Below are 23,006 nucleotides of genomic sequence, written 5' to 3' on the forward strand. Positions count from 1 at the left end.
CATGAACGCTTTACGTCACAGAGCTTCCCAGCACGGTTTCACCCTGATCGAGATCATGGTGGTGGTGGTCATCATCGGCATCCTGGGGGCCATCGTGGTGCCGCAGTTCATGAGCCGTCCCGATCAGGCCAAAGTCACCGCCGCCAAAGTCGATCTCCAGGCCATCGGCACCGCCCTGGAAATGTATCGCCTCGACAACTTCCACTACCCCTCCACGCAGCAAGGGCTGGAGGCCTTGAGCAAGCGGCCTTCCGGGTTGCCGGCGGCACGCAGCTGGAACCCTCAGGGTTACCTGAAAAGCTTGCCCGTTGACCCGTGGGGCACGCCCTATCAGTACCTCAATCCCGGTGTGAAGTCGGCTGATGGCGGCTACGACTTGTATTCCCTTGGCTCCGATGGCGTCGCGGGCGGCGAAGGGCACGCGGCGGAAATCGGCAACTGGGGTGGTTGAAGCATGCCACGCCGTTGCCGGGGATTTACCTTGCTGGAAATGATGATCGTGATCGTCCTGATCGGCGTGCTGGTGGGTATGGTGAGTCTGGCCGCTGGCGATAACCCGGTTCAGCAGGCCAGGCAGGAAGCGCGCACCCTGGCGGGCGTCATTGGCCAACTGCGGGAACAGGCCGTGCTCGAGGGGCGGGAATACGGTCTGCGACTGAGTGTCGAAGGGTATCGGTCAATGCGCCTCGAAGGGCGTGGCTGGGAGCCGCTGCAAGCCTTCTACCGCTGGCCCGATGGCGTGCGATTGAGCCTTGAGCAGGAGGGGTATTCCCTGAGCCTGGGCGCTGACGCCGGCCCGCCTCAGGTTCTGCTGTTGAGCAGCGATGAAACCAGCAGCTTCACACTGCAGTTCGCTGGCAAGGACAAAGTCTGGGCGAGCCTGTCCAGCGATGGCATCGGCGAGGTCGTGATCGATGACTGAGCCGTCGTCCATACCGCGCATGGGTGGATTCACCTTGCTTGAAGTCATGGTGGCCCTGGCGATTTTCGCGACCCTGGCAACGGCCGTGCTGACCGCCAGCCAGTACGTTGTGAGGCAGGCTGGCGGCGCCGAAGAACGCCTTCTCGCAGGCTGGGTGGCGGACAACCGACTGAACGAGTTGCGCCTGCAATCGTCCCCCGTGATTGAGCAGCCACAACGGCAGGTGAGCATGGGGGATCGCGACTGGGTCGTGCGTCAATTCGTCGGCATGGCGAACGATCCGCATGGGGTGGTGGTGGAGGTCGAGGTCGGCCTGGCCGGTCGCAACCAGACTCTGTTCCGCGCCATCGGCTGGATAGCTAATCGTCATGAATAATCAAGGCGGCTTCACCCTGCTCGAACTGGTCATTGCCATTGCGATTTTCGCATTGCTGGGGCTGGCCAGCTGGACGCTGTTCGACGGTGTGGTGCGCGTGCAACAGGGCACCCTGAGCCACGAACGTGAACTCAAAAACCTGCAACGCGCCGTGGCATTGATCGAGCGCGACCTGCTGCACATCGCGCAACAGCCTGTCCTAGTTGACCCGACGCAGTTACAACTGGTGCGCAGCAATTGGCGTAACCCGCTGGACCTGCCGCGCAGTGAGCGACAGGTGCTGACCTACCGACTCGACAGCGGCGTGTTATGGCGTGATAGCCGGGCAGAAGGGGCTCTGAGCGTGCAGCATCAAAAACTGCTCGACAATGTTCGAGACGTGCGTTGGCGTCTGTACGACAGGCAGGTCGGTTGGCTCGGCGATTGGCCATCCGGACAGGCCCCGAAGGCACCGTTGGCTGTGGAAATGCAGCTGTCGGCCGGACGATTCGAGGCGATTCGCCGGGTGCTGTTATTGCCGGGAGCGTTGCCATGAGGGCGGGTCAACGCGGGGTTGCGTTGATCAGTGTGTTGTTGGTCATGAGCCTGGCGCTAGTGATCATCGGCGGCATGCTGCGCAGCCATCGCACGTTACTGCAAGGCATCGGGCAACAGTTACAGCAGATGCACCTGCGACAACTGGCCGTAGCCGGGGAAACCAGAGGCCTCGGTTTGCTCAAGGCCCAGCAGAAAGACAGCGACCTGATTGCTCAGCCGTCCAGCGCTTTCGCCATGGAAGATGCGCAGATACGTGTCGAAATCGAAGACCTCGCCGGGCGCTTCAACCTCAATGCCCTGTTGATTCAGGGCCAGGTCGATCAAGTCACGCTCAATCGCTGGGCGCGTTTGCTGGCGCTGCTCGAGCTACCGCCGGTGCAACTGGAGCAAGTGGGGGCGCTGCGCGAGCTCAGCCAACTGCGGTTGCTTCCCGGTGTCGACGCCGAGCTGTTGCGGCACCTGGCGCCCTGGGTCGCACTGTTACCGGCAGAGGCCGCGACGAACGTCAACACGGCGCCGGCCCTGGTGTTGCGCACGCTCGACGGCATCGAGAGTTCAACGGCCGAAGCCCTGGTGCGCCAGCGTTCTACGGCAGGTTGGCCAAGTGTTCAAGCCTTTACCCAGGATCCGCTGTTATCCGGTTTGGGCTTGAGCAGCCATGGCCTGGGCGTTGACAGCCGCTGGTACCGGATCACCGTGCTAGTGACCCAGGGACAGGGCCATCTGCGGCTGGCCACCGATGTCGAGCGCGACCCGAAGACGCGTCACCTGAACGTCCTGCAACGGCGTGTTCTACCCTCGAACCCCAACGAGATACCGCAATGAAAACCTGGCTTTACCTGACAGCCGACGGCTTGGCCCATTCCACGGTCGCTTGGCCGTGTTGTCGTTGGACGTCGACCGGCAAACGGCAACTCCTGCCCTTGAGCCAAGCGGCACAAGTACTGGCTGGACAGGCGGTCGATCTGCTGTTGCCCATGGAATTGTGCAGCTGGATGCTCAGCGATCCGTGGCCGTCCAGGCGCCAGCCGGATGCCCGGGCCATTGCGTTCGCCGTCGAAGAGCAATTGAGCGAAGTCCTGGAAAGGTTGCACCTGAGCACCGGTGCGCGCGATTCACAGGGCCGCTATCCGGTGCTGGTGATCGACCGTGAACGATTTACCGCCGTGCTCGCGCTGCTGGCTGAAGTGGGTCTTGAAGTGCGCTCCGTGTTTGTCGATGCCGATGTGTTGCCCTGTGACCAGGCGCTGGGTATCCGCTGGTTTGGCCGCTGGTTGCTCGGAGGCGGCTTGCCCGCTCGTCTGGCCGTGTCGGATGACGGGTTGCTGGTGCTCAAGCCAGGTTTGCCCATGGACGTGCAGTGGCGCGACGAGCGTCAGGACTGCACAGATATCGATCAATGGCTGACCTCGGTAAATGGCCAGGCGATCAATCTGTTGCACGGTGATTTCGCGGCACCCCGCAAGCGCCTGCCCTGGCGGCTCGGCGGGCTGGTCGTGCTGGCGCTGTTGCTGCTCGACTGGGGCGCCAGCCAGGCACGTATCGGATTTCTCGAAAGCCAGAGCCACCAGCTCTACAGCCGCAACGAACAGCAATTCAAGACGCTTTACCCGGACCAGACCCGCATCGTTGACCTGGCGTTACAGCTCAATGCCTTGCAAAGCCCGAATGCGGCCCCCCAGGACGGCCAGATCGCCGGGCTGGTCAAACTCGTCGAGCAAGTCATCGGTGCCAGCAACGCCGATGTCCAGCGTATTGAGTTTCGCGAAGGCGACGGCTGGAAAGTCCGGCTGACGGCCAATAGCTTTACCGAGCTGGAGTTATTGCGTGAACGTGGCCGACAGCAAGGCCTGCCGGTGCGACTCGACAGCGCGAGCAAGGAAGGCGATCGGGTGCAGGCGACCCTGACCCTGGAGCAAGGCACATGAAGCTGAGCGGATTGATTACATGGCCGGAGAGGGTGCCGCGCTGGCAACGTCTGTCGCTGCGCGAGCGATGCTTGTTGCTGATGTTGGGTGCGTTTGCCTTGGGCGTCGCGGCATTCAGCCTGGTCTGGCAACCGACCCAGCAGCGACTTGCGACTGCCGAGCGGCAACATCATCAGCAACTGGCGCTGGCCGCACAACTGCAACTGGCGCGTCCGCGCAGCGCGCGCAAAGCAGTCGCCCAGCCGCTGTCGCTGCACGTCAGCGAAAGCGCCGCCGAGGCGGGGCTGGAACTGCATCAGGTCAATACCGACGGCGATCAGTTGCGCCTCAGTCTCAGCGGCGATGCCAAGGTATTGCTGGCCTGGCTGGACCGCATCGAACGCAATGGCACCGTGCTGCAATCCTTGACCCTGGAAAAGCGCAACGCGGTGCTGGAGGCGCGGGTGGTGCTCAGATAGTCGCGCCGGCGCCCGGCAGGGGCGGCAACTTCGCCAGCTTCAAGGCGGCCAGTAATGCCACGACCAGCAAGGCGCCGATGAACAAGCCGATGCCGTTCCAGCCGCCCAAGTGCCAGAACACGCCGCCCGCCGTACCAGCGATGCTCCCCCCGGCGTAGTAGCAGAACAGGTACAAGGACGATGCCTGGCCCTTGGCCTTGGTGGCACGGCGGCCGATCCAGCTGCTGGCGACCGAGTGGGCACCGAAAAAGCCGAACGTGAAGACCAGCATGCCGAAGATGACCAGCGGCAATGGCTTAAACATGGTCAGGGCGAGGCCGCAGATCATCAGCGCGATCGTACTCCAGAGCACTTTGCGGCGGCCTATCTTGTCGGCCAGCGAGCCGATCTTCGCCGAGCTGTAGATACCCGAGAGGTACACCACCGAGAGCAGTCCGACGAAGGCCTGTTCCATGTGATACGGCTCGGCCAGCAGGCGGTAGCCGATGTAGTTGAACAAGGTGACGAACGCACCCATCAGCACGAAGGCTTCGAGGAACAGCAGCGGCAGGCCGGCGTCGCGAAAGTGCATGGTGAAACCGTCAACCAGGCTACGCGGGTGCAGCGAGCGGGGGCTGAAGTTGCGCGACTCGGGAAGAATTTTCCAGAACAGCGCTGCTGCAATCAGCGCCAGGCCGCCGATCACCAGCATTGCCGTGTGCCAGCTGACGAAGTCGATCAATACGCCGGTGATAAGACGCCCGCTCATCCCGCCGATGGCGTTGCCGCCAATGTACAAACCCATCGCGAGGCCGATGTGCTGCGGGTGAATCTCTTCGCTCAAATAGGTCATCGCAACCGCTGCCAGGCCGCTCAATGACAAGCCGATCAGTGCACGCATCGCCAGGACACCGTGCCAGCTCGGCATCATCGCACTGGCCATGGTGCACAGTGCGGCGGCGAACAACGCCGCCACCATCACCTGTTTACGCCCGACGCGGTCGGAGATCGGGCCGGTGATCAGCAGGCCGATGGCAAGCATGCCCGTGGCCACCGACAGGATCAGGCTGCTCTGCGCCGCGTTGATGGAGTATTCGTGGGACAACAACGGCATCATCGGTTGCACGCAGTAGAGCAGGGCGAAGGTAGCGAAGCCACCGCAGAACAGCGCCAGCACGGTGCGCATGAATGCCGGGGTGCCTTTTTCGATGTAGATCTGCGCGAGCTCGGCGGCGACTTCGCCTTGGGCGGCGGGTGGAATTTCATGAGCGAGTGGAGCGACAGCAGTTTTCACGTTGGACCTCGGAGGAGCGCAGCCGGTCAGGCAATGAAAAAAGCATATAGCTGGCTAATGATTCAATCCAATATATTGTTCGACCTGTTTGATAGCTTTAACGACCTAATGGGGTGTTCATGGAATTTCGTCATCTGCGCTACTTCATCGCCGTCGCCGAAGAACTGCACTTCGGCCGTGCCGCACAGGTGCTGGGCATCTCGCAGCCGCCGCTGAGCCAGCAGATCCAGGCGCTGGAGCAGGAGCTCGGCGCGCGTTTGTTCGAGCGTACCAATCGTCGGGTCGAGCTGAGCGAGGCCGGTCGACTGTTCCTGGAAGAGGCGCGGCTGGTGTTGGCGCAGGTCGACAAGGCGGCGGATGTTGCGCGGCGGGCACAGCTGGGCGAGCTGGGCGAACTGAAAATCGGCTTCACCTCGTCGGCACCGTTCAACTCAACGATTCCCCAGGCGATTTTCTCTTTTCGCCAGCGTTTTCCGGCAGTGCACCTGAACCTGCGGGAAATGAGCAGCACCCAGGTGGCCGATGCGCTGGTGGATGAGTCGATTGAAGTCGGCATCATGCGCCCGCTTGGGCTGCCCGATTCGCTCAGTGTGGTCGAGCTGATGCGCGAGCCGCTGGTCGCCGTTCTCAGCGCCAAGCATCCTTTGGCCAATGGCAGTGAAGAAGGCTTGTTTCTGTCAGCGCTGGCCCTCGAGCCGTTCGTTTTTTTTCCGCGCAGCTACGGCAGTGGCCTGTACGCGCAACTGCTCAGTTTGGCCCGTGACGCCGGCTTCAGCCCGCACTTTGCCCAGGAGGCTGGCGAGGCGATGACCATCATTGGCCTGGTGGCCGCGGGGCTGGGTGTGTCGGTGCTGCCGGCGTCTTACCAGCGAATGCGCATTGACGGCGTGGTCTATCGACCGCTGCTCGATCCAGCGGCGGTGTCGGCGGTATGGCTGGTGCAGCGCAAGGACCAGAAGTCGCCGATGGCGCGGGCGTTTGTGGAACTGCTCACACGCAAGGTTGAACCGCTGTAGGAGCGAGCCTGCCCGCGATGGTCGTTAACGATGACGTGGGGTTTCTGGGTGCACACAGTGTTCTTTGGTTCATCGCGAGCAAGCTCGCTCCTACAGGCTCAGATTTTTCGCCGCTGCTCGTGGGACATTTCTGAACTATCCCGAAGGGGCTACAGCGCCTTGCGGCGTTGCCTACAACTACTCCAGAATCCGCCGGCTTGTGCGCTTTGAGGGCCATCGGTAGCTTGAACCGGGTCACTGATTGTCAGTGATCGGGTTTAGTAGCCCGTTGTTATACGAAGCGCATTGGCGCTCCCGATAGGCAGGTATGCCAATACCTGCCCTTGACGGTAGCTGTGCGCAGGGCGCCTTTGGGCGCGCCGGTTCGTGTAACCCGGTCTACTAACCTGCGTACAGCTGCCACCCTTTTGATCAGTAGCGATTCGGTGTGGCCCCCACTGTCAGGACGCTGAATCATGACCAATAGCTCAAACCCACCGGATACCGACCCAGATATTCCACACCAAGCCAGCCATATCTTCCTCATCGCCCCCGAAATCGACAACCACACCCTGCTGGAATACGCCTGCGTTTCACTGGCATCAGCCAATGTCATGGCGAGCGATTTCGCGAGGAGCCTGAACGCCACGCAGAGCCACACACTGCTGGGGATTCAGCAATCGATCATGCTGGGGGAACTGGCGGTGAATCGGGTCCTGGATAACCTCGATCCACCTTGATCATGTTGTTCGGGTGTTCCCGAAAGGGGCTTGCGAGACTCTGAGGATCCTGGGCAACCAGCCATCGCAGAGCCAGGCAGGTAAAGGGCGATGACAAGCCGACCTGTCTGTGAAGGGGCGCCGAAAGGCGCCCTTTGTCGTTTCTGGTCCTACGCCCAGCGCTTGAAAATCAACGAAGTATTCACCCCGCCAAACGCAAAATTGTTGTTCATCACATACTGGTTGCTCATCTGCCGGAACTCGCCACGCAGATAGTCCAGCTTGCCGCAGTGCGGGTCGACTTCATCCAGGTTCAGGGTGTGGGCGTACAGGTCGCGGTTCATCATTTCGATGCTGAACCAGGACTCCAGCGCGCCACAGGCGCCCAGGGTGTGGCCGAGGAAGCTTTTTTGCGAGCTGATTGGCATGTGTTCGCCGAACAGGCTGCTGGTCGCGAGGGTTTCGGCGATGTCGCCCTGTTCAGTCGCTGTGCCATGACCGTTGACGTAACCGATGTCGGCCGGACTCAAGCCTGCGTCTTCCAGGGCCAGCTCCATGGCGCGGCGCATGGTGACTTGCTCAGGGCGGGTGGTGTGCTGGCCGTCGGCATTGCTGCCGAAACCGACGAGTTCGGCATGGATGCGGGCACCCCGGGCCAGGGCGTGCTCCAGTTCTTCGAGCACCAGCATGCCGCCGCCTTCTCCGATCACCAGGCCGTCGCGGCCTTTGTCGTAGGGGCGTGGGGTGGTGTGCGGGGCGCTGTTTTTCAGGCTGGTGGCGTAGAGCGCGTCGAAGACCATGGCTTCGGTCGGGCACAGTTCTTCGGCGCCGCCAGCGAGCATCAGCGGCAGGCGGCCGAACTTGATGGCCTCATAGGCATAGCCGATCCCTTGGCTGCCGCTGGTGCAAGCGCTGGAGGTGGGGATCAGGCGGCCGGTAAGACCGAAGAAGATGCTGATGTTGGCGGCCGTGGTGTGCGGCATCATGCGCACGTAGGAGTTGGCGTTCAGGCCTTCGGCCACCGAATTGAGCAGCATGTTGCCGAACGCCTTGATTTCGTCGGTGCTGCCGGTGGAGGAACCGCAGGCGACGCCCATGCGTCCGTCCTTGATCGATTCGTCACCGAGCAATCCGGCGTCGGCCAGTGCCTGTTCCGCCGCGCCGACGGCCAGCCGTGAAACGCGACCCATGCTGCGCAGTTGTTTGCGCGTCCAGTGGCTCGGCACCTTGAAGTCATCGATGGGGCCGGCCAGGCGCGTATTGAGTTCGGTGAAGCGGTCCCATTCATCCATTCGACGAATGCCACTGCGGTTGGCCGCGAAATGGCCGGCGATGGTTTCCCAGTCGCTGCCCAGGGAGGTGATGCCGGCCATGCCGGTGACGACGACGCGCTTCATCAGCACAGGCCTCCGTTGACGGCCAGAACCTGCCGGGTGATGTACGAGGCTTCCGCCGACATCAAAAAGTTCACCGCGCCGGCCACCTCTTCAGGGGTGCCCATGCGCCCAGCGGGGATCATTTTCATCAATTCGTCCACCGGCACGTTTTCATCGAGCATGGCTGTGTCGATAAGGCCGGGCGCGACACAGTTGACGGTGATCTTGCGCTTGCCCAACTCGATCGCCAACGCCTTTGCCGCGCCGATCAAGCCGGCCTTGGAAGCGCTGTAGTTGACCTGGCCGCGATTGCCGATCAAGCCGGACACCGAGGTGATGCAGACAATTCGCCCGGCGGCGCGACGACGGATCATCGGCATCATCACCGGGTGCAGCACGTTGTAGAAACCGTCGAGGTTGGTGCGCATCACCACATCCCAATCATCCTCGCTCAGCGCCGGAAAAGCACCATCACGCGTCAGGCCGGCGTTTAGCACCACGCCGTAATAGGCGCCATGGGTTTCGACGTCCGCCTCGAGAATGGCTTTGCAACCGGCGCGGTCCGACACGTCGAATTGCAGGACGCGCGCAGTGCGACCCAGTGCCTCGATTTCACCTTGTACGGCTTGGGCATCCGCCAGGCCACTGCGGCAATGCAGCACGATGTCATGCCCGGCCCGGGCCAGGCGCAAGGCGATGGCGCGGCCGATGCCACGGCTGGAACCGGTGACCAGTACGGATTCAGTCATGACTGGACTCCTTCGGATTCATGAAGATATTGGGCCGCTTGAGGCGGGCGATACACGTTCAGTCGGGCGCTGGCGTGAATACCGGGTGCGGTGATGTGGCACTCGAACACGCCCATGCCGTTGTCGTCTTCCAGGGAGCGCATGCCGTGCAGGGTCAGCTCGGTGCCGGCCGGGAAACGATCGACGTTGCATTCGAACTTGCGAGAACCGAGCAAAAAGCCCAGTTCCACGGCATCGCCGCGCTGGCGCGCATGGCAGCCGGCGAAGGCCGCGACGCTCTGGGCCATCAGTTCAATACCGACCCAGGCGGGCAGGCTGCCGTCGGGGAGGTTGAACAGGCCGTCGGGCTTGACGCTGAGGCGGGTATGAATCTGTTCTTCATCGAATGCCAGGATCTGCTCGATGAGGATCATGTCGCCAGCATGGGGCAACAGTTCGGCGAGCGGCCAGTCAATCATGGGGCGTCTCCGATAATCAGGCTGACGTTGTTGCCACCGAAGGCGAAGGAATTGCTCATCAGGTAGCGAGGTCCAGTGGACGCCAGGCGATCGGCGGGAGTCACCCATTTCAGGGCCGGCAGTTGCGGGTCGGGCTGGCCGTCCCAAACGTGCGGCGCCAGGCGGTGCTCGTGGTTGTCGCTGCTCAGGCTCAACCAGCAGAACGCAGCCTCCAGCGCCCCGGCCGCGCCAAGGGTATGACCGGTCATGGGCTTGGTCGAAGAACAGGGCACACCGGCCGGGAACAACGCGGCTACCGCGTGGCTTTCCATGGCGTCATTGTGTTGGGTGGCGGTGCCATGCAGGTTCAGGTAGGCGATCTGCCCGGGTTGCAGTCCGGCTCGGCTCAAGGCCTTGCGCATCGCCTGTTGGGCGCCACGGCCGGAGGGTTCCGGGGCGGAAATGTGGTGCGCATCGGAACTGGCGCCACTGCCCAGCAGGGCAATCGGCTGGCTGTCGCCAGGCTGTTTGCTCATCAGGAACAGCACGGCCGCTTCGCCGATATTGATGCCATTGCGGTTAACCGAAAACGGATTGCAACGTTGTCCGGACACCGCTTCGAGTGCCGAGAAGCCGTTGAGGGTCAGCTTGCACAGTGTGTCGACACCACCGCACAGCACCACGTCGCATATCCCCAGGTCGAGCAGGCGCTGGGCACTCATCAAAGCGCGGGCGCTGGAGGTGCAGGCGGTGGAGATCACGTAGGCCGGGCCGCTCAATTGCAGCCAGTCGGCGAGAAAGTTCGCCGGCGCGCCGAGTTCCTGTTGCTGGTAGTCGTAGTCGGCCGGGAACTGCTGTTCGCGCACGTAGAGGGCCAGGCCCTGGCTGGCTTCATCGATGCCCGAAGTGCTGGTGCCCAGCACGATCCCGATACGGTCGCGGCCGTAGCGCCGGATGGCCTGATCGATGTCGGGGCGAATCTGCAGCGCGGCCTCCATCAGCAGTTGATTGTTGCGGCTGCGTTGGCAGGTCAGCTCGACGGGAATCGGCACGAGTTCACCCGTGACCGCACCCACCGGCAATGATCGCTCTGCCACCCAGCCGGTCTCGCTGCGCATGCCGGAGCAATCGCCGGCAAACAGGTTGCGGGCGACTTCCTCCTTGTCGCGACCGAGGGCACAGACGACCCCCAAGGCATTGAGGTAGACCGTCATGGCGTGTCACCGCTCAGGGGCGTGATTTGATATTTCGGGCCTTTGGGCAGGTTCAATTCGAAGCTCAATGGTTGTGAGTAACGGACATCCCAGCGCTCTGCCAGCGAGCGTTGTGCCCCGTGTTGCCATGCGCCCGGATAATTGCCATACAGTTCATCCCTGGGGGTCAGCGCAAACAGTAGCGCGGCGAACAGCTCCCGGGCTTCCGGGTTCGGCGGCAACAGGCCATCGGCGTGCCAATGGCCATCGATCAGTTTCTGGCGTGCCTGCGGAATACCCAGCAAGTCCATCATCGACCAGCGGATGGCAGGGCCTTCACGCTGGATGACCAACACCCAGTCCAGGCGCTGATCAGCCTGCAAGCGCTGGATGTGCAATTGCAGCGGCAACGCCATACTCGGGGTCTGCTCGGGCAGTGGCGCCTGGCTGGCGCAGGCACTCAAAAGCAGGATGCAACCGAGCAGCAGGCATCGCATCATCAGGCACACCCTTCAACGGGTTGGCAAACCACGTTGTCCAAGTCGCTCATGTCGCATCCCTTGCACAGAGTTCTGACAACATTCGCAGTCGACGTTTCGGTTCGGCGACGAACGGATTGCGCTCGTCCCAGGCATACCCGGCGAGGATCGAGCTGATCATGCGGCGGATTTCCGCAGCGCCATCCGGGTAATAGATCACGTCCTGGAAAGTCCCGGCGTACCAGCCCTCGACGTAGCAGCGGAATGTATCGACCCCGCGCTTGAGCGGTTCGGCAAATTCACGCTGCCAGTCCACGGACTCGCCTTGCAGCTGGCGGTGCAGGACGCCTGCGGCCATGCTCGCCGAGCGCATGGCGATGGTCACGCCGGAGGAAAACACCGGGTCGAGAAATTCCGCGGCATTGCCCAGCAAGGCGAAACCTCGTCCGTGCAGGGTTTTGACGTTGGCCGAATAACCGCCGATGGAGCGGGCCGGCGTATCCCATACGGCTTTTTCCAGTACCCCGGCCAGGCTGGGGGTCTGGGCGATGAAACCACGCAGGCATTCATCAAGATTATCACTGCGGCCTTCGAAGTGTTCGGCTGCTGCAACCACACCGACCGAGCAGCGGCCATTGCTGAACGGAATGGTCCAGAACCAGACGTCACGCTGGGTGGGATGGGTGGTGATGAGGATCTTGGTACGGTCGAAGTTCGGGTGGTCGATATGGTCTTCGACATGGGTGAACACCGCCTGGCGTACCGGGAAATTCGACGGTGCTTCAAGGTCGAGCAAGCGCGGGAGGACGCGGCCGTAACCACTGGCGTCGAGCATGAAGTCAGCTTCGATGCGGTACTCGCTGCCGTCTTCGCGGCGAACGCCGAGCAGCGGGTTGGCCTGCTCGATATCGACGCTGACGATGGTTTCGCCATAGCGGATTTCCACGCCTTGCAGCGCGGCCTGATCAGCCAGCAGTTTGTCGAAATCGGCGCGCTGCACCTGGAAAGTCGTTGGCTTGCCTTGCGTGAATGTGTCGCCGAAATCGAAGGTGCTGTAGCGCTCGCCCCAGGCAAACGCGGCCCCGGTTTTCAGCTGGAAACCCGCCGCATTGACGGCGTCGAGCATGCCCGCTTCTTCGACGAAATCCAGGCAGTGGGATAACAGGCTTTCGCCGATGGAAAACCGCGGGAAATGCTGGCGCTCGATCACCAGTACGTCATGCCCCTTGCGCTTGAGCAGCGCGGCGGCGATGGCCCCTGAGGGACCCGCGCCGATGACCACGATCTGACGACGTTGCATTTCAACGGTTGGCATGGGGGCTCCTTGCCTGGGCGGCAGCTATCAAAGGGATCCGGTGCATGCCGGCCAGTGCCGGCAGCAGGGTCGCGATCAGGCCCATCAGCATCAACGCAAAGTACAGCGCCGGGCTGATGAGCTGTTGTTGCAGCAGCAGATTGAGGAAGACGATCTCGCTCAGGCCGCGAATGTTCAGCAGCACACTTTCCCGCCAGCGGCTGGCGCCCTGGAACGAAGCGCCGGCCCAGCCAAGGCCGAGCCAGTTGCCCAGCAGCTTGCTGGCAATCGGCAACAGCAGCAGGGCCGCCAATTGCATCCAGCCGAGGCTGTCCATCGCGCTGTGCACGTTGATCTGCACGATACCGAACGTGAGTATCAATGGAATGGCGATGTACGTCTGCAAGCGGTTCATCCAGATTGCCGGCAACGGCAGCACCAGCGGTGCCTTGAGCGCCGCCATGATCAGTACGTAACCGATGCCGAAAATCAGCGCATTGAGCTTGTAGTGTTCGGCCACCACCAGCAACGCGAAAAAACCCAGGCTGTACAGCCAGGTTTGCCGTAGGCCCAACAACCGCAGCAGCACGGGCAGGCACGCGCCGGCCAAGGGTAGCAACAGGCTGCTCAGGTGCAGGCTGCCTTGGCCCAGGGCGAACAGGGTCCAGCAGGCCAGGTCGATGATGATCGCGGTCTGCACCAGTCGCCGGGTGGCGCTGTGCGGGTAATCGATGTGCCGCAGGTACAGGTACAACACCGGGATCGCGGTGATCGCGAACAGCAGGCCGACCGCCAGCGAGCTTATCCAGGGTTGCGGCGGCAACAGCCAGATGGCCGTGGCCAGGCCGCAGGCGAACGGGATGCAGAAACTCGGCAGGGCGATTTTCAGGCTCTGGCGGTCCAGTTGCAGGTCGATCACATCGCTGAGGATATAGCCCAGCAGCAGTGCGAAACTCAGGCTGTAGAGGTTCTTCAACCAGCCTGGTGACACCAGCGCCGCGCCGCTCAGTTGCCATTGCGGTTCGATCCAGAAGTACATCAGCAATGGCAAGCCGAGGGTCGCCAGCAGCAACTGGCTGACAATGGGAATCAGGCCGAAATGGCGCCCGACCCGGGTCGCCACGGCGAACAGTACCAGGGCCATCGCCCAGAACAGCCCGATCATCATGCGGTTGGCTCCGTGAGGCTGGTGGCGTGAACCTGGCGACCGGCCCAGGGCGCGAGCAGGAAGCTGAAGATCAGGCCCAGGCTCACCGACAGGCCGAAATTACTCACCGCGGGTGTGCTCGATACCGCCAGCAGGCCGAACGACAGCCAAGTGGTCAATGCGGCCAGCAAGGTGCCCAGCAGGCTCACGGCGGCGCCGCCGACCTGTTCGCGCATGAGGATGGCGTAATCGACGCTGATCGCCGTCACCAGCAGCAGTCCGAACAGGCTGAACAGGGTCAGCGGCTGCCCCAACCAGCCAAGGCTGGCCAGGCTGCACAAGGCCGCCAGCAACGGCAGGGAGACGATGCGCAGCGCGCCGCCAAGCCCGAACGGCAGGATCAGCACCAGTACGATCAGCACGCAGGAGGCGAGTTTCAGTTCGGCGGCGCTGATCTGGGTGGCGGCGAACACGCTGTTCAGCTCGCCCAGCCGATCCACCAGCTTCACGCCAGGCAAATCGTCAGCCTGTACCCGTAACAGGGCAGGATTGTTCAGGCCCTGCAAGCTGACCATCGCTGCCACGCCGTCGGCGGTCGGTCCCAGCCATAACAGGCGATAGGGCTCGGCCAATGGGCCGGCCAGCGCGCTGTCGATATCTTCGACGGGCAGTGCCTGCAATTGGCTCAACTCCGCCTGCAACGCCTGCGCCGGTACGCCGACATCGAGCAACGGTTGCCAGTACGGCGGCAGTTTGCTCAATGCCTCGCGAACCTTGCGCTGTTCGCTGGGCGGGCTGACCAGTTGATTTAGCGACAGGTAACCCTGGAGTTTCTCCAGGCCAACCAGCTGATCCAGGCGTTCACTCAGGGCGCTATGGCGTTCGAGCAATTGCTGCTGGTCGGCGGCCTGCACCAGGAAGAACTGGCTGGTGGGTTGATAACCCGTGATTCGCGCAATGGTCTGCGCTTCGTCGGTCAACTGCTGCGGCGCACCCACCCACTGGCGGATGTCGTTACGGGTCTGGAGTTGCACCAGGCCGCCGGCACAAAAAGCGATCAGCAGCGCCAGCAATACCGGCGTGCTCAAATGCCGAAGCAACGCTTCCCGGCACAGCAGTAGATATTCGCAAAGGCGTAGCGGCCATTGCGCCGGACGCAGTTCGGCACCCTTGAGCAGCGCCGGTAGCAGGCACACCGCGGACAAATAGGCACCCAGCAGGCCCGCCGCCGAGAACACGGCAATCTGGGTCAAGGCCGGGAAGGGTGTCCAGGCCAGGGCCAGGTAGCCGATGGCGCTGGTGACCAGGCTCAGGGTCAGCCCCGGCAAGGTCAGGCGCAACGCCGGCCAGCTATGCCAGGGTTTCAGGCTCCAGCTCTTGGACAGGTAATGCAGCGGGTAATCGACGGCCACGCCGATCAGGCTCGAACCCAGTACCAGCGTCATCACATGCATGTGGCCGAACAGTGCCACGCAGGCTACCGCGCCAAACAGCATGCCCACCAGCACCGGAACAAATGCCAGCAGGACACGCCAGCGGCGAAAGGCCAGCAATAGCAACAACAGGATGCCGACAGTGGCACCGCCACCGACCCAGGTCATTTCCCGGGACGCCTGGCGCTGGCCGTTGGCCGCGTACAACAAGCCACTCGCGGCGAGCAGTTGCACGTCGGCCCTGGCGGCCTCCTCGCGACTGTGCTGGAGCAGGTCGGCCACTTGCAGCGGCAGGTTCATGTCGAAGGCGTTGCCGGTGGCCCGCGCCCGCAGCAGCACCCAGTGCTTGCCATCGGCCTCGGCGATCAAGGCGCCACTGCCAATGTCCAGTTGCACGGCACCGTGCTGTGGCTGGCTGTTCTGGATGCGTCCGGTCAGGCCCAGCCAGTCATCCTGGCTGGGCACCAGGCTGAAGCCGGTGAAGGGGTCAAACAGCGCCTGCACCCGTTGCTGGATAAAGGCATCGGGGTGCTCGATCAGTTGCTCGCGATCGTCTGCCGCGAGCATGGCCAATCGGCCTTGCAGCAGTTGCGTGCGCAACGCCGGCAAGTCGGCCTGCAGGTTCCATTGGACCTTTTCGAACAGGCCGCTGGCCTGCCACTGATCCCCCAGTGTTTGCGCCATGGCAATGGCTTTTTGGCGATCGCCGTGGCCGACCAGCACCAGCATTTCGCGGTTCAATGGTTCCTGCATGCGTTGCTCGGCGCGCAGTTCCAGCGCATCCGGTGCGGTGCCGGGCACCAGTTCCATCAGGTTGGCCGACAGCGGGGCGCCGTCGCGCCATTGCCAGCCGGCGAGCGCCAGCACTGCCAGCAGCAGGATCAGGAACAGCCACGGCAGCCTGCGTTCACTCGGCAAAGTCATGCTGCTCCGTGTCGCTCAACGGTTGCGCGCTGCTGCTGTCCTGCATGCGCAACAGCGTGCTATCGCCCTGGGTTTCCAGCAACTCGATGCTCTGGACCAGTTCGCCGCCGGTGATGTTGATCTGGTTGAATACCTGCTTGAGCAGCATCGAGCGCGGCATCAACGTCAGTGTCCAGTTCTGTGCATCGCCACCGAGCGACAGCTCGAAGTCCCGTTGCAGTCCACTGCTGTCGCCTTGCAGGACAGCCAGGAACAAGCGGTTCTGCTCGGCACCGGCACTCTTGGCGGGCAACATCTGCCAGCCACTGGCATCACGCCGGGCAATGCCTGCGGAGGTGATGCGGTAGTCCTGTTGCAATGGCGTTTTCAGCAGCCACAACAAGCCGTGATTCTTCGCCAGGACGAAGGTGCCCTTGCTGGTCAGTGGCTGGGGCAGGGCCCGCAGGCGTTTTTCCTGGATAAAATTGCCGTGGATGACATCGGGCCTGGCCAACTGCTCGCTGAGCTGTTGCAGGTCGAACGCATTGGCCAGCCCTGGAATGCCGAGTAACACGCAGAACACTGTAGGAGCGAGCTTGCTCGCAAAAAACCTGAGAGCGCCGCGGGGTGTCAGGTGCCCAGCGTCACCGTTAACGGCCGTCGCGGGCAAGCCTGCTGCTACAGAGGAACGGCGCAAGCAGAAAATCATGGCAGGACCCTCTCCACGGCGTCGGTGAACACCTTCGGCGAGGCCAACTGCATTTCGCGATTGCTCATGTCGACGGCGACCTGAACGGACACGGCGCGGGTCAGGCGTTCGCCGGTGTCCAGGTCACTGATCAGGTAGTTGATCTTCAACCGGTTCTCCCATTCCACCAGATTGGCGCGCACGTTGAGTTTCTGGCCGAACGCCGCGCCGCGTACATAGCGCAATTGCAGGTCGATCACCGGCCACGCATAGCCCGACTCGGACATCGCCGTGTAGTTGTGGCCGATCCTGTCCAGCAAGGCGCAACGGGCGATTTCCAGGTATTTGACGTAATGGCCGTGCCAGACGACGTTCATCTGGTCGACGTCGAAGAACGGCACGACGATTTGTGTATCGGTGTGAAGCACTCCCTTGCTACGCATGCAGCCTCCAGTGTTGTGTGGCGATTCGTTGCAGGCACAGGCGCAACTCACCTTCCAGCGCGCGGTCTTCGATGACCGGCGGAAAATCCTCGGCCAAGGCTTCGTGCATGGCGGCCAACGCGGGCGGCAGCGGCCGCGCGTCTTCGGCCTGGGCGCGCAGCCAGACGCCCTGGTTGGCCGCCAGCAAGGTGGCGGCGGCGACCTGCTCGGTCAACTCCAGCACGCGGATCGCATCGCGGGCCGCGATGGTGCCCATGCTCACCTTGTCCTGGTTGTGGCATTCGGTGGAACGCGAGAAAACGCTGGCAGGCATGGTGTTTTTCAGCGCTTCGGCGGTCCAGGCGCTGGTGCCGATCTGCACGGCCTTGAAGCCATGGTTGAGCATGGCGCGGTCGGCCGTGGCACCGGACAGGTTGCTTGGCAAGCCGTGGTTGTAGCGTTCGTCCACCAACAGGGCGAGTTGTCGATCGAGCAGGTCGGCGACGTTGGCCACGAGGTTTTTCAGGCTGTCCATGGCGAACGCGATGTGCCCACCGTAAAAGTGCCCGCCGTGCAGCACGCGCTCGGCCTCGGCATCGATGATCGGGTTGTCATTGGCACTGTTGAGTTCGATTTCAATGAACGAGCGCAGCCAGTTCAGGCTGTCGGCCAGCACGCCGAGGACATGCGGCGCGCAACGCAGCGAGTAGCGATCCTGCAGCCGATGCAGCGGCGCGGTCGGCGCGTCGATGGCCAGGTCCTTGCGCAGCCACGCGGCGACTTGCATCTGTCCCGGGTGCGGTTTGGCGGCGAACAGGCGCTCGTCGAAATGCTCCGGGTTGCCTTGCAGCGCCACCACGTTCAGCGCGGTGATGCGTGTGGCCAGTTGCAGCAGGTAATCGGCGCGGGCGTAGGCCAGGCAGGCCAGCCCGGTCATCACGGCAGTGCCGTTCATCAGTGCCAGGGCTTCCTTGGGCCGCAGCACCAGCGGCTGCCAGCCGAGTTCTCGGTGCACGTCGGCAGCTTGCCGGCGTTCGCCGCGATACATCACTTCACGCTCGCCGGACAGCGTGGCAGCGACATACGACAGCGGCGTCAGATCACCACTGGCGCCCACCGAACCTTCTTCCGGAATCAGCGGCAGGATGTCGTGTTCAAGAAACGCTTGCAGGCGTTCCAGCAACTCCACGCGAACCCCCGACACGCCCTGGCAGAGCGACTGCAAGCGTGCCGCCAATACCGCGCGGGTGGCCTGCGCGTCCAGTAGCTTGCCCAGGCCGCAGCCGTGGAACGTGTACAGATGACGCGGCAATGCCTCGACATGATGCAGCGGCACCGCCACCACGCAGGAGTCGCCGTAGCCGGTGGTCACGCCGTAGATCACGCCTTCCTTGTCCAGCAGGGAATCGAGGAACTGCGCGCCCTTGGCGATGCGTTGGCGGAACGGCGGGTCGCCCTGCAACTGCGTCGGCGCCTGGCGGTTGGCCAGGGCCAGCACATCGTCGATGCGCAAAGGGCGTTCGCCGAAGATTACAGGCTCAAGCGTTGGCGTCGTCATCGGTCTTCCAGAAAGGGTAAAAGTTGAACCATTGTTGAGGCGCTTCGAGGCAATAGTGACTCAGGCGTTCGGCATAGCGGGAGGCCCACTGATGAATGACCTGTTCGCGGTCGTTGCGTTTCCAGGTGATCGCTTCAGCAAAAGGTTCGAGGGTCAGTCGATAGTTGCCATCGGGTTTCTTCAGGCACAACAGCAGGTTGACCGGGCATTTCAGCAGTCCGGCCAAAAGCCACGGCCCTTGCGGGAATTTTGCCGGGTGACCGAGGAAGTCCACCGTCACGCTACGCCCGCCGTGCAGCGGAACGCGGTCGCCAGCAATGGCCAGCCATTCGCCGCGCTCCAGGCGTTCGTGCAGTTGCAGCATGATCACCGGGTCCAGTTCACTGACCTGGATCAGACGCAGATTGGTCGCACCGGCTTCACCCAGCAAGCGGTTGAAGCGCTCGGCGTGCTTGGTGTGCACCAACACGTTCATGGTGACTTTCTCGCCGATTTCCGCCAATGCGCGGCAGACTTCGAGGTTGCCCAGGTGGGCGCCCACCAGCATTTGCCCGCGAGTGCCGCGTAACTGTTTGCGCAGCAGCGCCGGGTCGATGATTTCGATCTGTTCGATGCTCAGCTTGCCGTTCCATACGTCGAGCTTGTCGAGCAGGGAGTCGGCGAAGGCCATGAACTGGCCGAACACTCGCCAATGGCTCGGGCGAAGTTCGTCGCGACCGCTCCAGTCGGCGAGTCGTTGCTGGTACTGCCAGGCACTGAGGCGGGCGCTGCGGCCGAACAGGAAAAAGTACAGGACGATGCCATACAGCAGCGGGCTCAGCAGTCGACGACCCAGCAGTCTGGCGGCGACGGCGGTGAATTTCATCAGCCAGAAGCTGCCGCGCTCCTCGCGGTCGGCCCAGTGTTGCTTGTGGGTGTTCATGACCGCCACCGTCGCCACAGGAGCACCGGCGAGCGCAACAGCATGCCGAAGAACAATCGGGTGTGCATGCTCGAAATCAGCACGTTGTCGTGGAACATGCGGAAATGCGAAACACCGTCCAGCGGGTAATGAACCCTGGTTTGCAGCCATTGCATCGGCTGCCCGCGCCAGGCCAGGCGGACCAGGATGTCCGAGTCGAAGTCCATGCGCTTGCCGATCTTCGCCGATTCGATCAGCGCCAGCACCGCAGGCAGGGGATAGAGGCGATAGCCGCACATGGAATCGCGAATTTGCAGCGACAGGGTATTGATCCAGACCATGACGTGGGTCAGATAGCGTGCATACAAACGACCCTTCGGCACGCTGTCATCGTAGAGCGGGTAGCCACAGATCACGGCTTCAGGATGGGCACGCGAGCATTCGACAAAACGTGGAATGTCCTGCAAGTCGTGCTGGCCGTCGGCGTCTACCTGCAAGGCATGACTGAAACCCAGGCGCGATGCTTCGCGAAAGCCGGTCATCACTGCACCGCCCTTGCCCTGGTTGGCGGCGAGGCGGATCAGATGCACGTTGTCGCGCAGCGCCAGTTGATCGAGCACCCTGGCACAGGCCGGGCTGCTGGCATCGTCCACCAGAATGCACGGCAGCTGGTTGGCGAGCAGCGCATCGACCACCGTGGTGATCGCGGTTTCGTGGTTGTAGACCGGAACGACGGCGCAGGGGTTATGCATGCGCCGCCTCCAGCAAGATTCGTCCACTGGAGCAAGTGGCGGTTTCGTTGCGGTAGGCGAAATACAGTTTGCCGCGAGCCGGGTCAAAGCGCAGGTGCAGCTGGACTTCATCGCCGGGACGGATCAATTGCTGGAACTTGAGTACTTCCATGCCGGCGAACTTTTCCGGCAGGTTCATCAATTGCAGGCCCAGGTGCATGGCCCACTCCACCTGCACCACACCGGGCAATACCGGGGCGGTTGGGAAGTGCCCACTGAAATAGGCAAGGTCTGGCGGCACGGCCAGCTGCAGGCTCCATTCACCGTTGGCCTCGACCTGTTCGAGCACTTGCGGCGCCTTGGGGCGCGGTGCCAGCAGCAGGGCTTCGACGTCGGCCTGGGGCAGTTTGCCCTGGGCGTTCAACGGCAGCTGTTGCAGCAGGCGCCAGCGCCTTGGCAAGGCCAGGGCCTCACAATGCAGGCTCAAGTGCTGGCGCAGTTGTTCGGTGAGCGTGCGTCGACCCTGATTGCGCAGTACATGCAGGCCCGCGTCAGTCAGGACCAGCAACGCGCCCAACGAGGCGCGGTTTTCCTGGACCACACCCAGGCGCGCCTCGGCCACCCAGTCGTGGGCCATCAACGCCTGCTCAAGCATCGGCAGGGAGATCCGTTTCTCTTCCAGCTTGACGATCCTGTCCAGTCGCCGGAGCAGTTCGAATCGGCCGTCAGCTGTGATTCGCGCGGCATCGGCCGTGTGCTCGACATGGCCGACAGGCAAGTAGGGCGAGGCAATGAGCAAGGCCCCCTGGTTGTCCTGGCTCAACTGGACGTCAGCAAAGGGTTGCCACAGTGATTCACCCTGACGCCAGGCAATGCCGCCCGTTTCCGAACTGCCAAAAATTTCCGTCGGCCATTGGTGCAGGCGTTGCTGCAGGCGCTGTGCCGCCTCGGCCGGCAGCGCGCCCCCGGAAGAAAATACCCGCCGCACGGCACTCAGCGCCGACCAGTCGAGGTTGTCACCCATGCGCTTGAGCAGGGCCGGGCTGGCCACCCAGGCGTAGGCCGGGTGATCACGGCTGGCACGCTGCAAGTCCTCCGGAAAGGCCAGCTGCCTGCGAACGAACGGTCGCCCCGCGCACAGTGGCCACAGCACTCGAAACAGCAGGCCATAGATGTGCTGGGTGGCGACGCTGCCAATGATGCAAGCCGGGCCCAGGTCGGCCCCCCACAGCTGTTCCAGGGCTTCAACTTCATTGGCCAGTTGGCGCAGGGTTTTTTCGATGCGCTTGGGTTCGCCACTGGAACCGGACGTGCACAGGCTCAGCGAGCAGCGCTCAAGGTCGAGGGCGGCGGCGCCAAGGGGGGAGTCCTGGAAGTCGCCCAAGTGTGCATCGTCGGGCTGATCGGTGAGCCACGCATCCACTTCACCAGACCAGCGCTGGCGGGTCTGCGGTTGCAGGTCGGCAGGCAGCAGCACGCTGACCCCGGCGCGCCAGGCGCCCAGCAGGGCAATCGCCAGGTCGGCGGCGTCTTCAAGATGCACGGCAATGCGCCGCACTCCACGGCTTTGCAGGCCGGCGGCCAGGCGCAGGGCTTGCTCGCACAATTGTGCATGATCGAGCTGCGGTGCGGCCGTCACGGCACGCTCCGGCTCGGCCTTGAGCAGCAGATGCTCAAGTTTTATCCAGTTCATGGGCGGCCTCGTACCCGTTGTCGTATCAGCCATTCAATGGCAAACATCAGGCCTATCAATCCGTAGGAGATCAGGCCGGTGTACAGCATCCACCAGCTCAGTGGCGCCCACAGTGTCAGGGCTGCAGCGCAGATCCCGTTGCACAGGAAAAACACGCACCAGGCGATGGTCACCTGGCGGGTATAGCGGATGGCCTTGACCGGCAAATGCGCTTCGCGCGAGCGGGCCAGGCGTTCGACCATTGGCGGGCCGTATTTCAGGCTCAACCCGAACAGCCCCAGCATGAATCCGCTGATCAGTACCGGGTACCAGCGCAGCAGCACAGGACTGTCGAACAGCGCGAGCAACAGGCAAAACAGGATGGCCACGCAAGCCATCCACGAACTGCCTGGCCGTCGCTTTCCGGTCAGCGCGCGGGCCAGCCACAGGCTGCCCAGCAGGAGCCCGAACTGCCACGGCGCGAAATGCTCCATGCCGAAATACACCGCAAAAGGGTATAGCAGGCCCGCCAGGAGCAGGCCGAGGCCAATCAGTCGGCTCATGCGGCCGGTTGAACCAGACGGTAGACCGCCTCGACCACGTCGCTGACGGTACGCACCGACTTGAATTCTTCGGCCGCGATTTTCTTGCCGGTCTGGCGCTTGATGTGGTCGATCAGGTCGACCGCATCGATGCTGTCGATTTCCAGATCCTGGTACAGGTTGGATTCGAGGCTCACCCGTTCCGGGTCCAGTTCGAACAGCTCGACCAAGGCATCGCGCAGGGTTATGAAAATGTCGTCACGAGTTTGCATG

Annotated in this window: 26 protein-coding genes; 9 read left to right on the top strand and 17 right to left on the bottom strand. The window is 62.8% G+C overall.

Annotated elements, in window-relative coordinates:
- Position 1: 1 nt before the first annotated feature.
- From gspG to NQL71_RS11185, 7 genes are read left to right on the top strand one after another with little or no spacing between them, the layout of a single operon-like run.
- Positions 2-451 (top strand): type II secretion system major pseudopilin GspG, encoded by a 450-nt coding sequence (gene gspG / locus NQL71_RS11155; RefSeq protein ID WP_248686816.1) that lies wholly within the window; start codon positions 2-4, stop codon positions 449-451.
- A 3-nt stretch (positions 452-454) separates the two neighbouring features.
- Positions 455-922 carry a type II secretion system minor pseudopilin GspH gene (gspH, locus tag NQL71_RS11160; RefSeq protein ID WP_046819936.1) on the top strand — a complete coding sequence of 156 codons (468 nt, stop codon included), beginning with the start codon at positions 455-457 and terminating at the stop codon, positions 920-922.
- On the top strand, positions 915-1,298 hold the full coding sequence (gene gspI / locus NQL71_RS11165; protein WP_274642646.1) for a type II secretion system minor pseudopilin GspI: 384 nt from the start codon (positions 915-917) through the stop codon (positions 1,296-1,298). Before gspH ends, gspI begins: the two co-directional genes overlap by 8 nt.
- Complete coding sequence (locus tag NQL71_RS11170) at positions 1,291-1,833, top strand: type II secretion system protein GspJ (protein WP_274642647.1); 543 nt, start codon at positions 1,291-1,293, stop codon at positions 1,831-1,833. Before gspI ends, NQL71_RS11170 begins: the two co-directional genes overlap by 8 nt.
- Complete coding sequence (locus NQL71_RS11175) at positions 1,830-2,660, top strand: type II secretion system minor pseudopilin (RefSeq protein ID WP_046819933.1); 831 nt, start codon at positions 1,830-1,832, stop codon at positions 2,658-2,660. The genes NQL71_RS11170 and NQL71_RS11175 overlap by 4 nt, the downstream gene beginning before the upstream one ends.
- Entirely contained in the window at positions 2,657-3,763 is a 1,107-nt protein-coding gene (gspL, locus tag NQL71_RS11180; RefSeq protein WP_274642648.1) for a type II secretion system protein GspL, read from the top strand. Before NQL71_RS11175 ends, gspL begins: the two co-directional genes overlap by 4 nt.
- Positions 3,760-4,221 (top strand): type II secretion system protein M, encoded by a 462-nt coding sequence (locus NQL71_RS11185; protein ID WP_274642649.1) that lies wholly within the window; start codon positions 3,760-3,762, stop codon positions 4,219-4,221. The genes gspL and NQL71_RS11185 overlap by 4 nt, the downstream gene beginning before the upstream one ends.
- On the opposite strand, the gene NQL71_RS11190 is transcribed toward NQL71_RS11185, so the two are convergent.
- On the bottom strand, positions 4,214-5,494 hold the full coding sequence (locus NQL71_RS11190; RefSeq protein ID WP_274642650.1) for an MFS transporter: 1,281 nt from the start codon (positions 5,492-5,494) through the stop codon (positions 4,214-4,216). The two genes, NQL71_RS11185 and NQL71_RS11190, sit on opposite strands and share 8 nt — an antisense overlap.
- A 119-nt stretch (positions 5,495-5,613) precedes the next feature.
- Between NQL71_RS11190 and NQL71_RS11195 the strand changes: the two genes are divergently transcribed.
- Positions 5,614-6,510 carry a LysR family transcriptional regulator gene (locus NQL71_RS11195; protein ID WP_046819929.1) on the top strand — a complete coding sequence of 299 codons (897 nt, stop codon included), beginning with the start codon at positions 5,614-5,616 and terminating at the stop codon, positions 6,508-6,510.
- A gap of 455 nt (positions 6,511-6,965) precedes the next feature.
- Positions 6,966-7,229 carry a DUF6124 family protein gene (locus tag NQL71_RS11200; protein WP_077185437.1) on the top strand — a complete coding sequence of 88 codons (264 nt, stop codon included), beginning with the start codon at positions 6,966-6,968 and terminating at the stop codon, positions 7,227-7,229.
- Between the two features lie 149 nt (positions 7,230-7,378).
- Here NQL71_RS11200 and NQL71_RS11205 read toward each other — a convergent pair whose 3' ends face one another.
- Genes NQL71_RS11205 through NQL71_RS11280 form a run of 16 tightly spaced genes read right to left on the bottom strand, consistent with a single transcriptional unit; the run spans position 7,379 to position 23,005 of the window.
- Entirely contained in the window at positions 7,379-8,605 is a 1,227-nt protein-coding gene (locus NQL71_RS11205; RefSeq protein WP_046819927.1) for a beta-ketoacyl-ACP synthase, read from the bottom strand.
- Positions 8,605-9,333, bottom strand: a complete 729-nt coding sequence (fabG, locus tag NQL71_RS11210; protein ID WP_046819926.1) for a 3-oxoacyl-ACP reductase FabG — start codon at positions 9,331-9,333, stop codon at positions 8,605-8,607. The genes NQL71_RS11205 and fabG overlap by 1 nt, the downstream gene beginning before the upstream one ends.
- Entirely contained in the window at positions 9,330-9,791 is a 462-nt protein-coding gene (locus NQL71_RS11215) for a hotdog family protein (RefSeq protein ID WP_046819925.1), read from the bottom strand. Before NQL71_RS11215 ends, fabG begins: the two co-directional genes overlap by 4 nt.
- Entirely contained in the window at positions 9,788-10,984 is a 1,197-nt protein-coding gene (locus NQL71_RS11220) for a beta-ketoacyl-[acyl-carrier-protein] synthase family protein (protein ID WP_077185436.1), read from the bottom strand. The genes NQL71_RS11215 and NQL71_RS11220 overlap by 4 nt, the downstream gene beginning before the upstream one ends.
- The gene (locus tag NQL71_RS11225) at positions 10,981-11,463 is read right to left on the bottom strand and encodes a hypothetical protein (RefSeq protein WP_248686810.1); all 483 of its coding nucleotides are present in this window, start codon (positions 11,461-11,463) and stop codon (positions 10,981-10,983) included. Before NQL71_RS11225 ends, NQL71_RS11220 begins: the two co-directional genes overlap by 4 nt.
- 46 nt (positions 11,464-11,509) lie before the next feature.
- The gene (locus tag NQL71_RS11230; protein WP_274642651.1) at positions 11,510-12,757 is read right to left on the bottom strand and encodes an NAD(P)/FAD-dependent oxidoreductase; all 1,248 of its coding nucleotides are present in this window, start codon (positions 12,755-12,757) and stop codon (positions 11,510-11,512) included.
- Complete coding sequence (locus tag NQL71_RS11235; RefSeq protein ID WP_248686808.1) at positions 12,744-13,904, bottom strand: cation:proton antiporter; 1,161 nt, start codon at positions 13,902-13,904, stop codon at positions 12,744-12,746. Before NQL71_RS11235 ends, NQL71_RS11230 begins: the two co-directional genes overlap by 14 nt.
- Entirely contained in the window at positions 13,901-16,240 is a 2,340-nt protein-coding gene (locus NQL71_RS11240) for an MMPL family transporter (RefSeq protein WP_274642652.1), read from the bottom strand. Before NQL71_RS11240 ends, NQL71_RS11235 begins: the two co-directional genes overlap by 4 nt.
- Positions 16,224-16,928, bottom strand: coding sequence for an outer membrane lipoprotein carrier protein LolA (locus NQL71_RS11245; RefSeq protein ID WP_274642653.1), 705 nt, complete (start codon positions 16,926-16,928; stop codon positions 16,224-16,226). The genes NQL71_RS11240 and NQL71_RS11245 overlap by 17 nt, the downstream gene beginning before the upstream one ends.
- Positions 16,925-17,350: an acyl-CoA thioesterase gene (locus NQL71_RS11250; protein ID WP_077185432.1), complete on the bottom strand. Its 426-nt coding sequence runs from the start codon at positions 17,348-17,350 to the stop codon at positions 16,925-16,927. Before NQL71_RS11250 ends, NQL71_RS11245 begins: the two co-directional genes overlap by 4 nt.
- On the bottom strand, positions 17,343-18,887 hold the full coding sequence (locus NQL71_RS11255) for an HAL/PAL/TAL family ammonia-lyase (protein ID WP_077185431.1): 1,545 nt from the start codon (positions 18,885-18,887) through the stop codon (positions 17,343-17,345). Before NQL71_RS11255 ends, NQL71_RS11250 begins: the two co-directional genes overlap by 8 nt.
- Positions 18,868-19,809: a lysophospholipid acyltransferase family protein gene (locus NQL71_RS11260; protein WP_077185430.1), complete on the bottom strand. Its 942-nt coding sequence runs from the start codon at positions 19,807-19,809 to the stop codon at positions 18,868-18,870. The genes NQL71_RS11255 and NQL71_RS11260 overlap by 20 nt, the downstream gene beginning before the upstream one ends.
- Positions 19,806-20,540 (bottom strand): glycosyltransferase family 2 protein, encoded by a 735-nt coding sequence (locus NQL71_RS11265; RefSeq protein ID WP_046819915.1) that lies wholly within the window; start codon positions 20,538-20,540, stop codon positions 19,806-19,808. Before NQL71_RS11265 ends, NQL71_RS11260 begins: the two co-directional genes overlap by 4 nt.
- On the bottom strand, positions 20,533-22,212 hold the full coding sequence (locus NQL71_RS11270) for an acyl-CoA synthetase family protein (protein ID WP_274642654.1): 1,680 nt from the start codon (positions 22,210-22,212) through the stop codon (positions 20,533-20,535). The genes NQL71_RS11265 and NQL71_RS11270 overlap by 8 nt, the downstream gene beginning before the upstream one ends.
- The gene (locus NQL71_RS11275) at positions 22,209-22,754 is read right to left on the bottom strand and encodes a COG4648 family protein (RefSeq protein WP_077185428.1); all 546 of its coding nucleotides are present in this window, start codon (positions 22,752-22,754) and stop codon (positions 22,209-22,211) included. The genes NQL71_RS11270 and NQL71_RS11275 overlap by 4 nt, the downstream gene beginning before the upstream one ends.
- A complete protein-coding gene (locus NQL71_RS11280; protein WP_046819912.1) occupies positions 22,751-23,005 on the bottom strand; it encodes an acyl carrier protein in 255 nt (84 codons plus the stop codon). The genes NQL71_RS11275 and NQL71_RS11280 overlap by 4 nt, the downstream gene beginning before the upstream one ends.
- Position 23,006: the final 1 nt, after the last annotated feature.

The organism is Pseudomonas serbica, assembly GCF_028823535.1.
Lineage (GTDB): Bacteria > Pseudomonadota > Gammaproteobacteria > Pseudomonadales > Pseudomonadaceae > Aquipseudomonas > Aquipseudomonas serbica.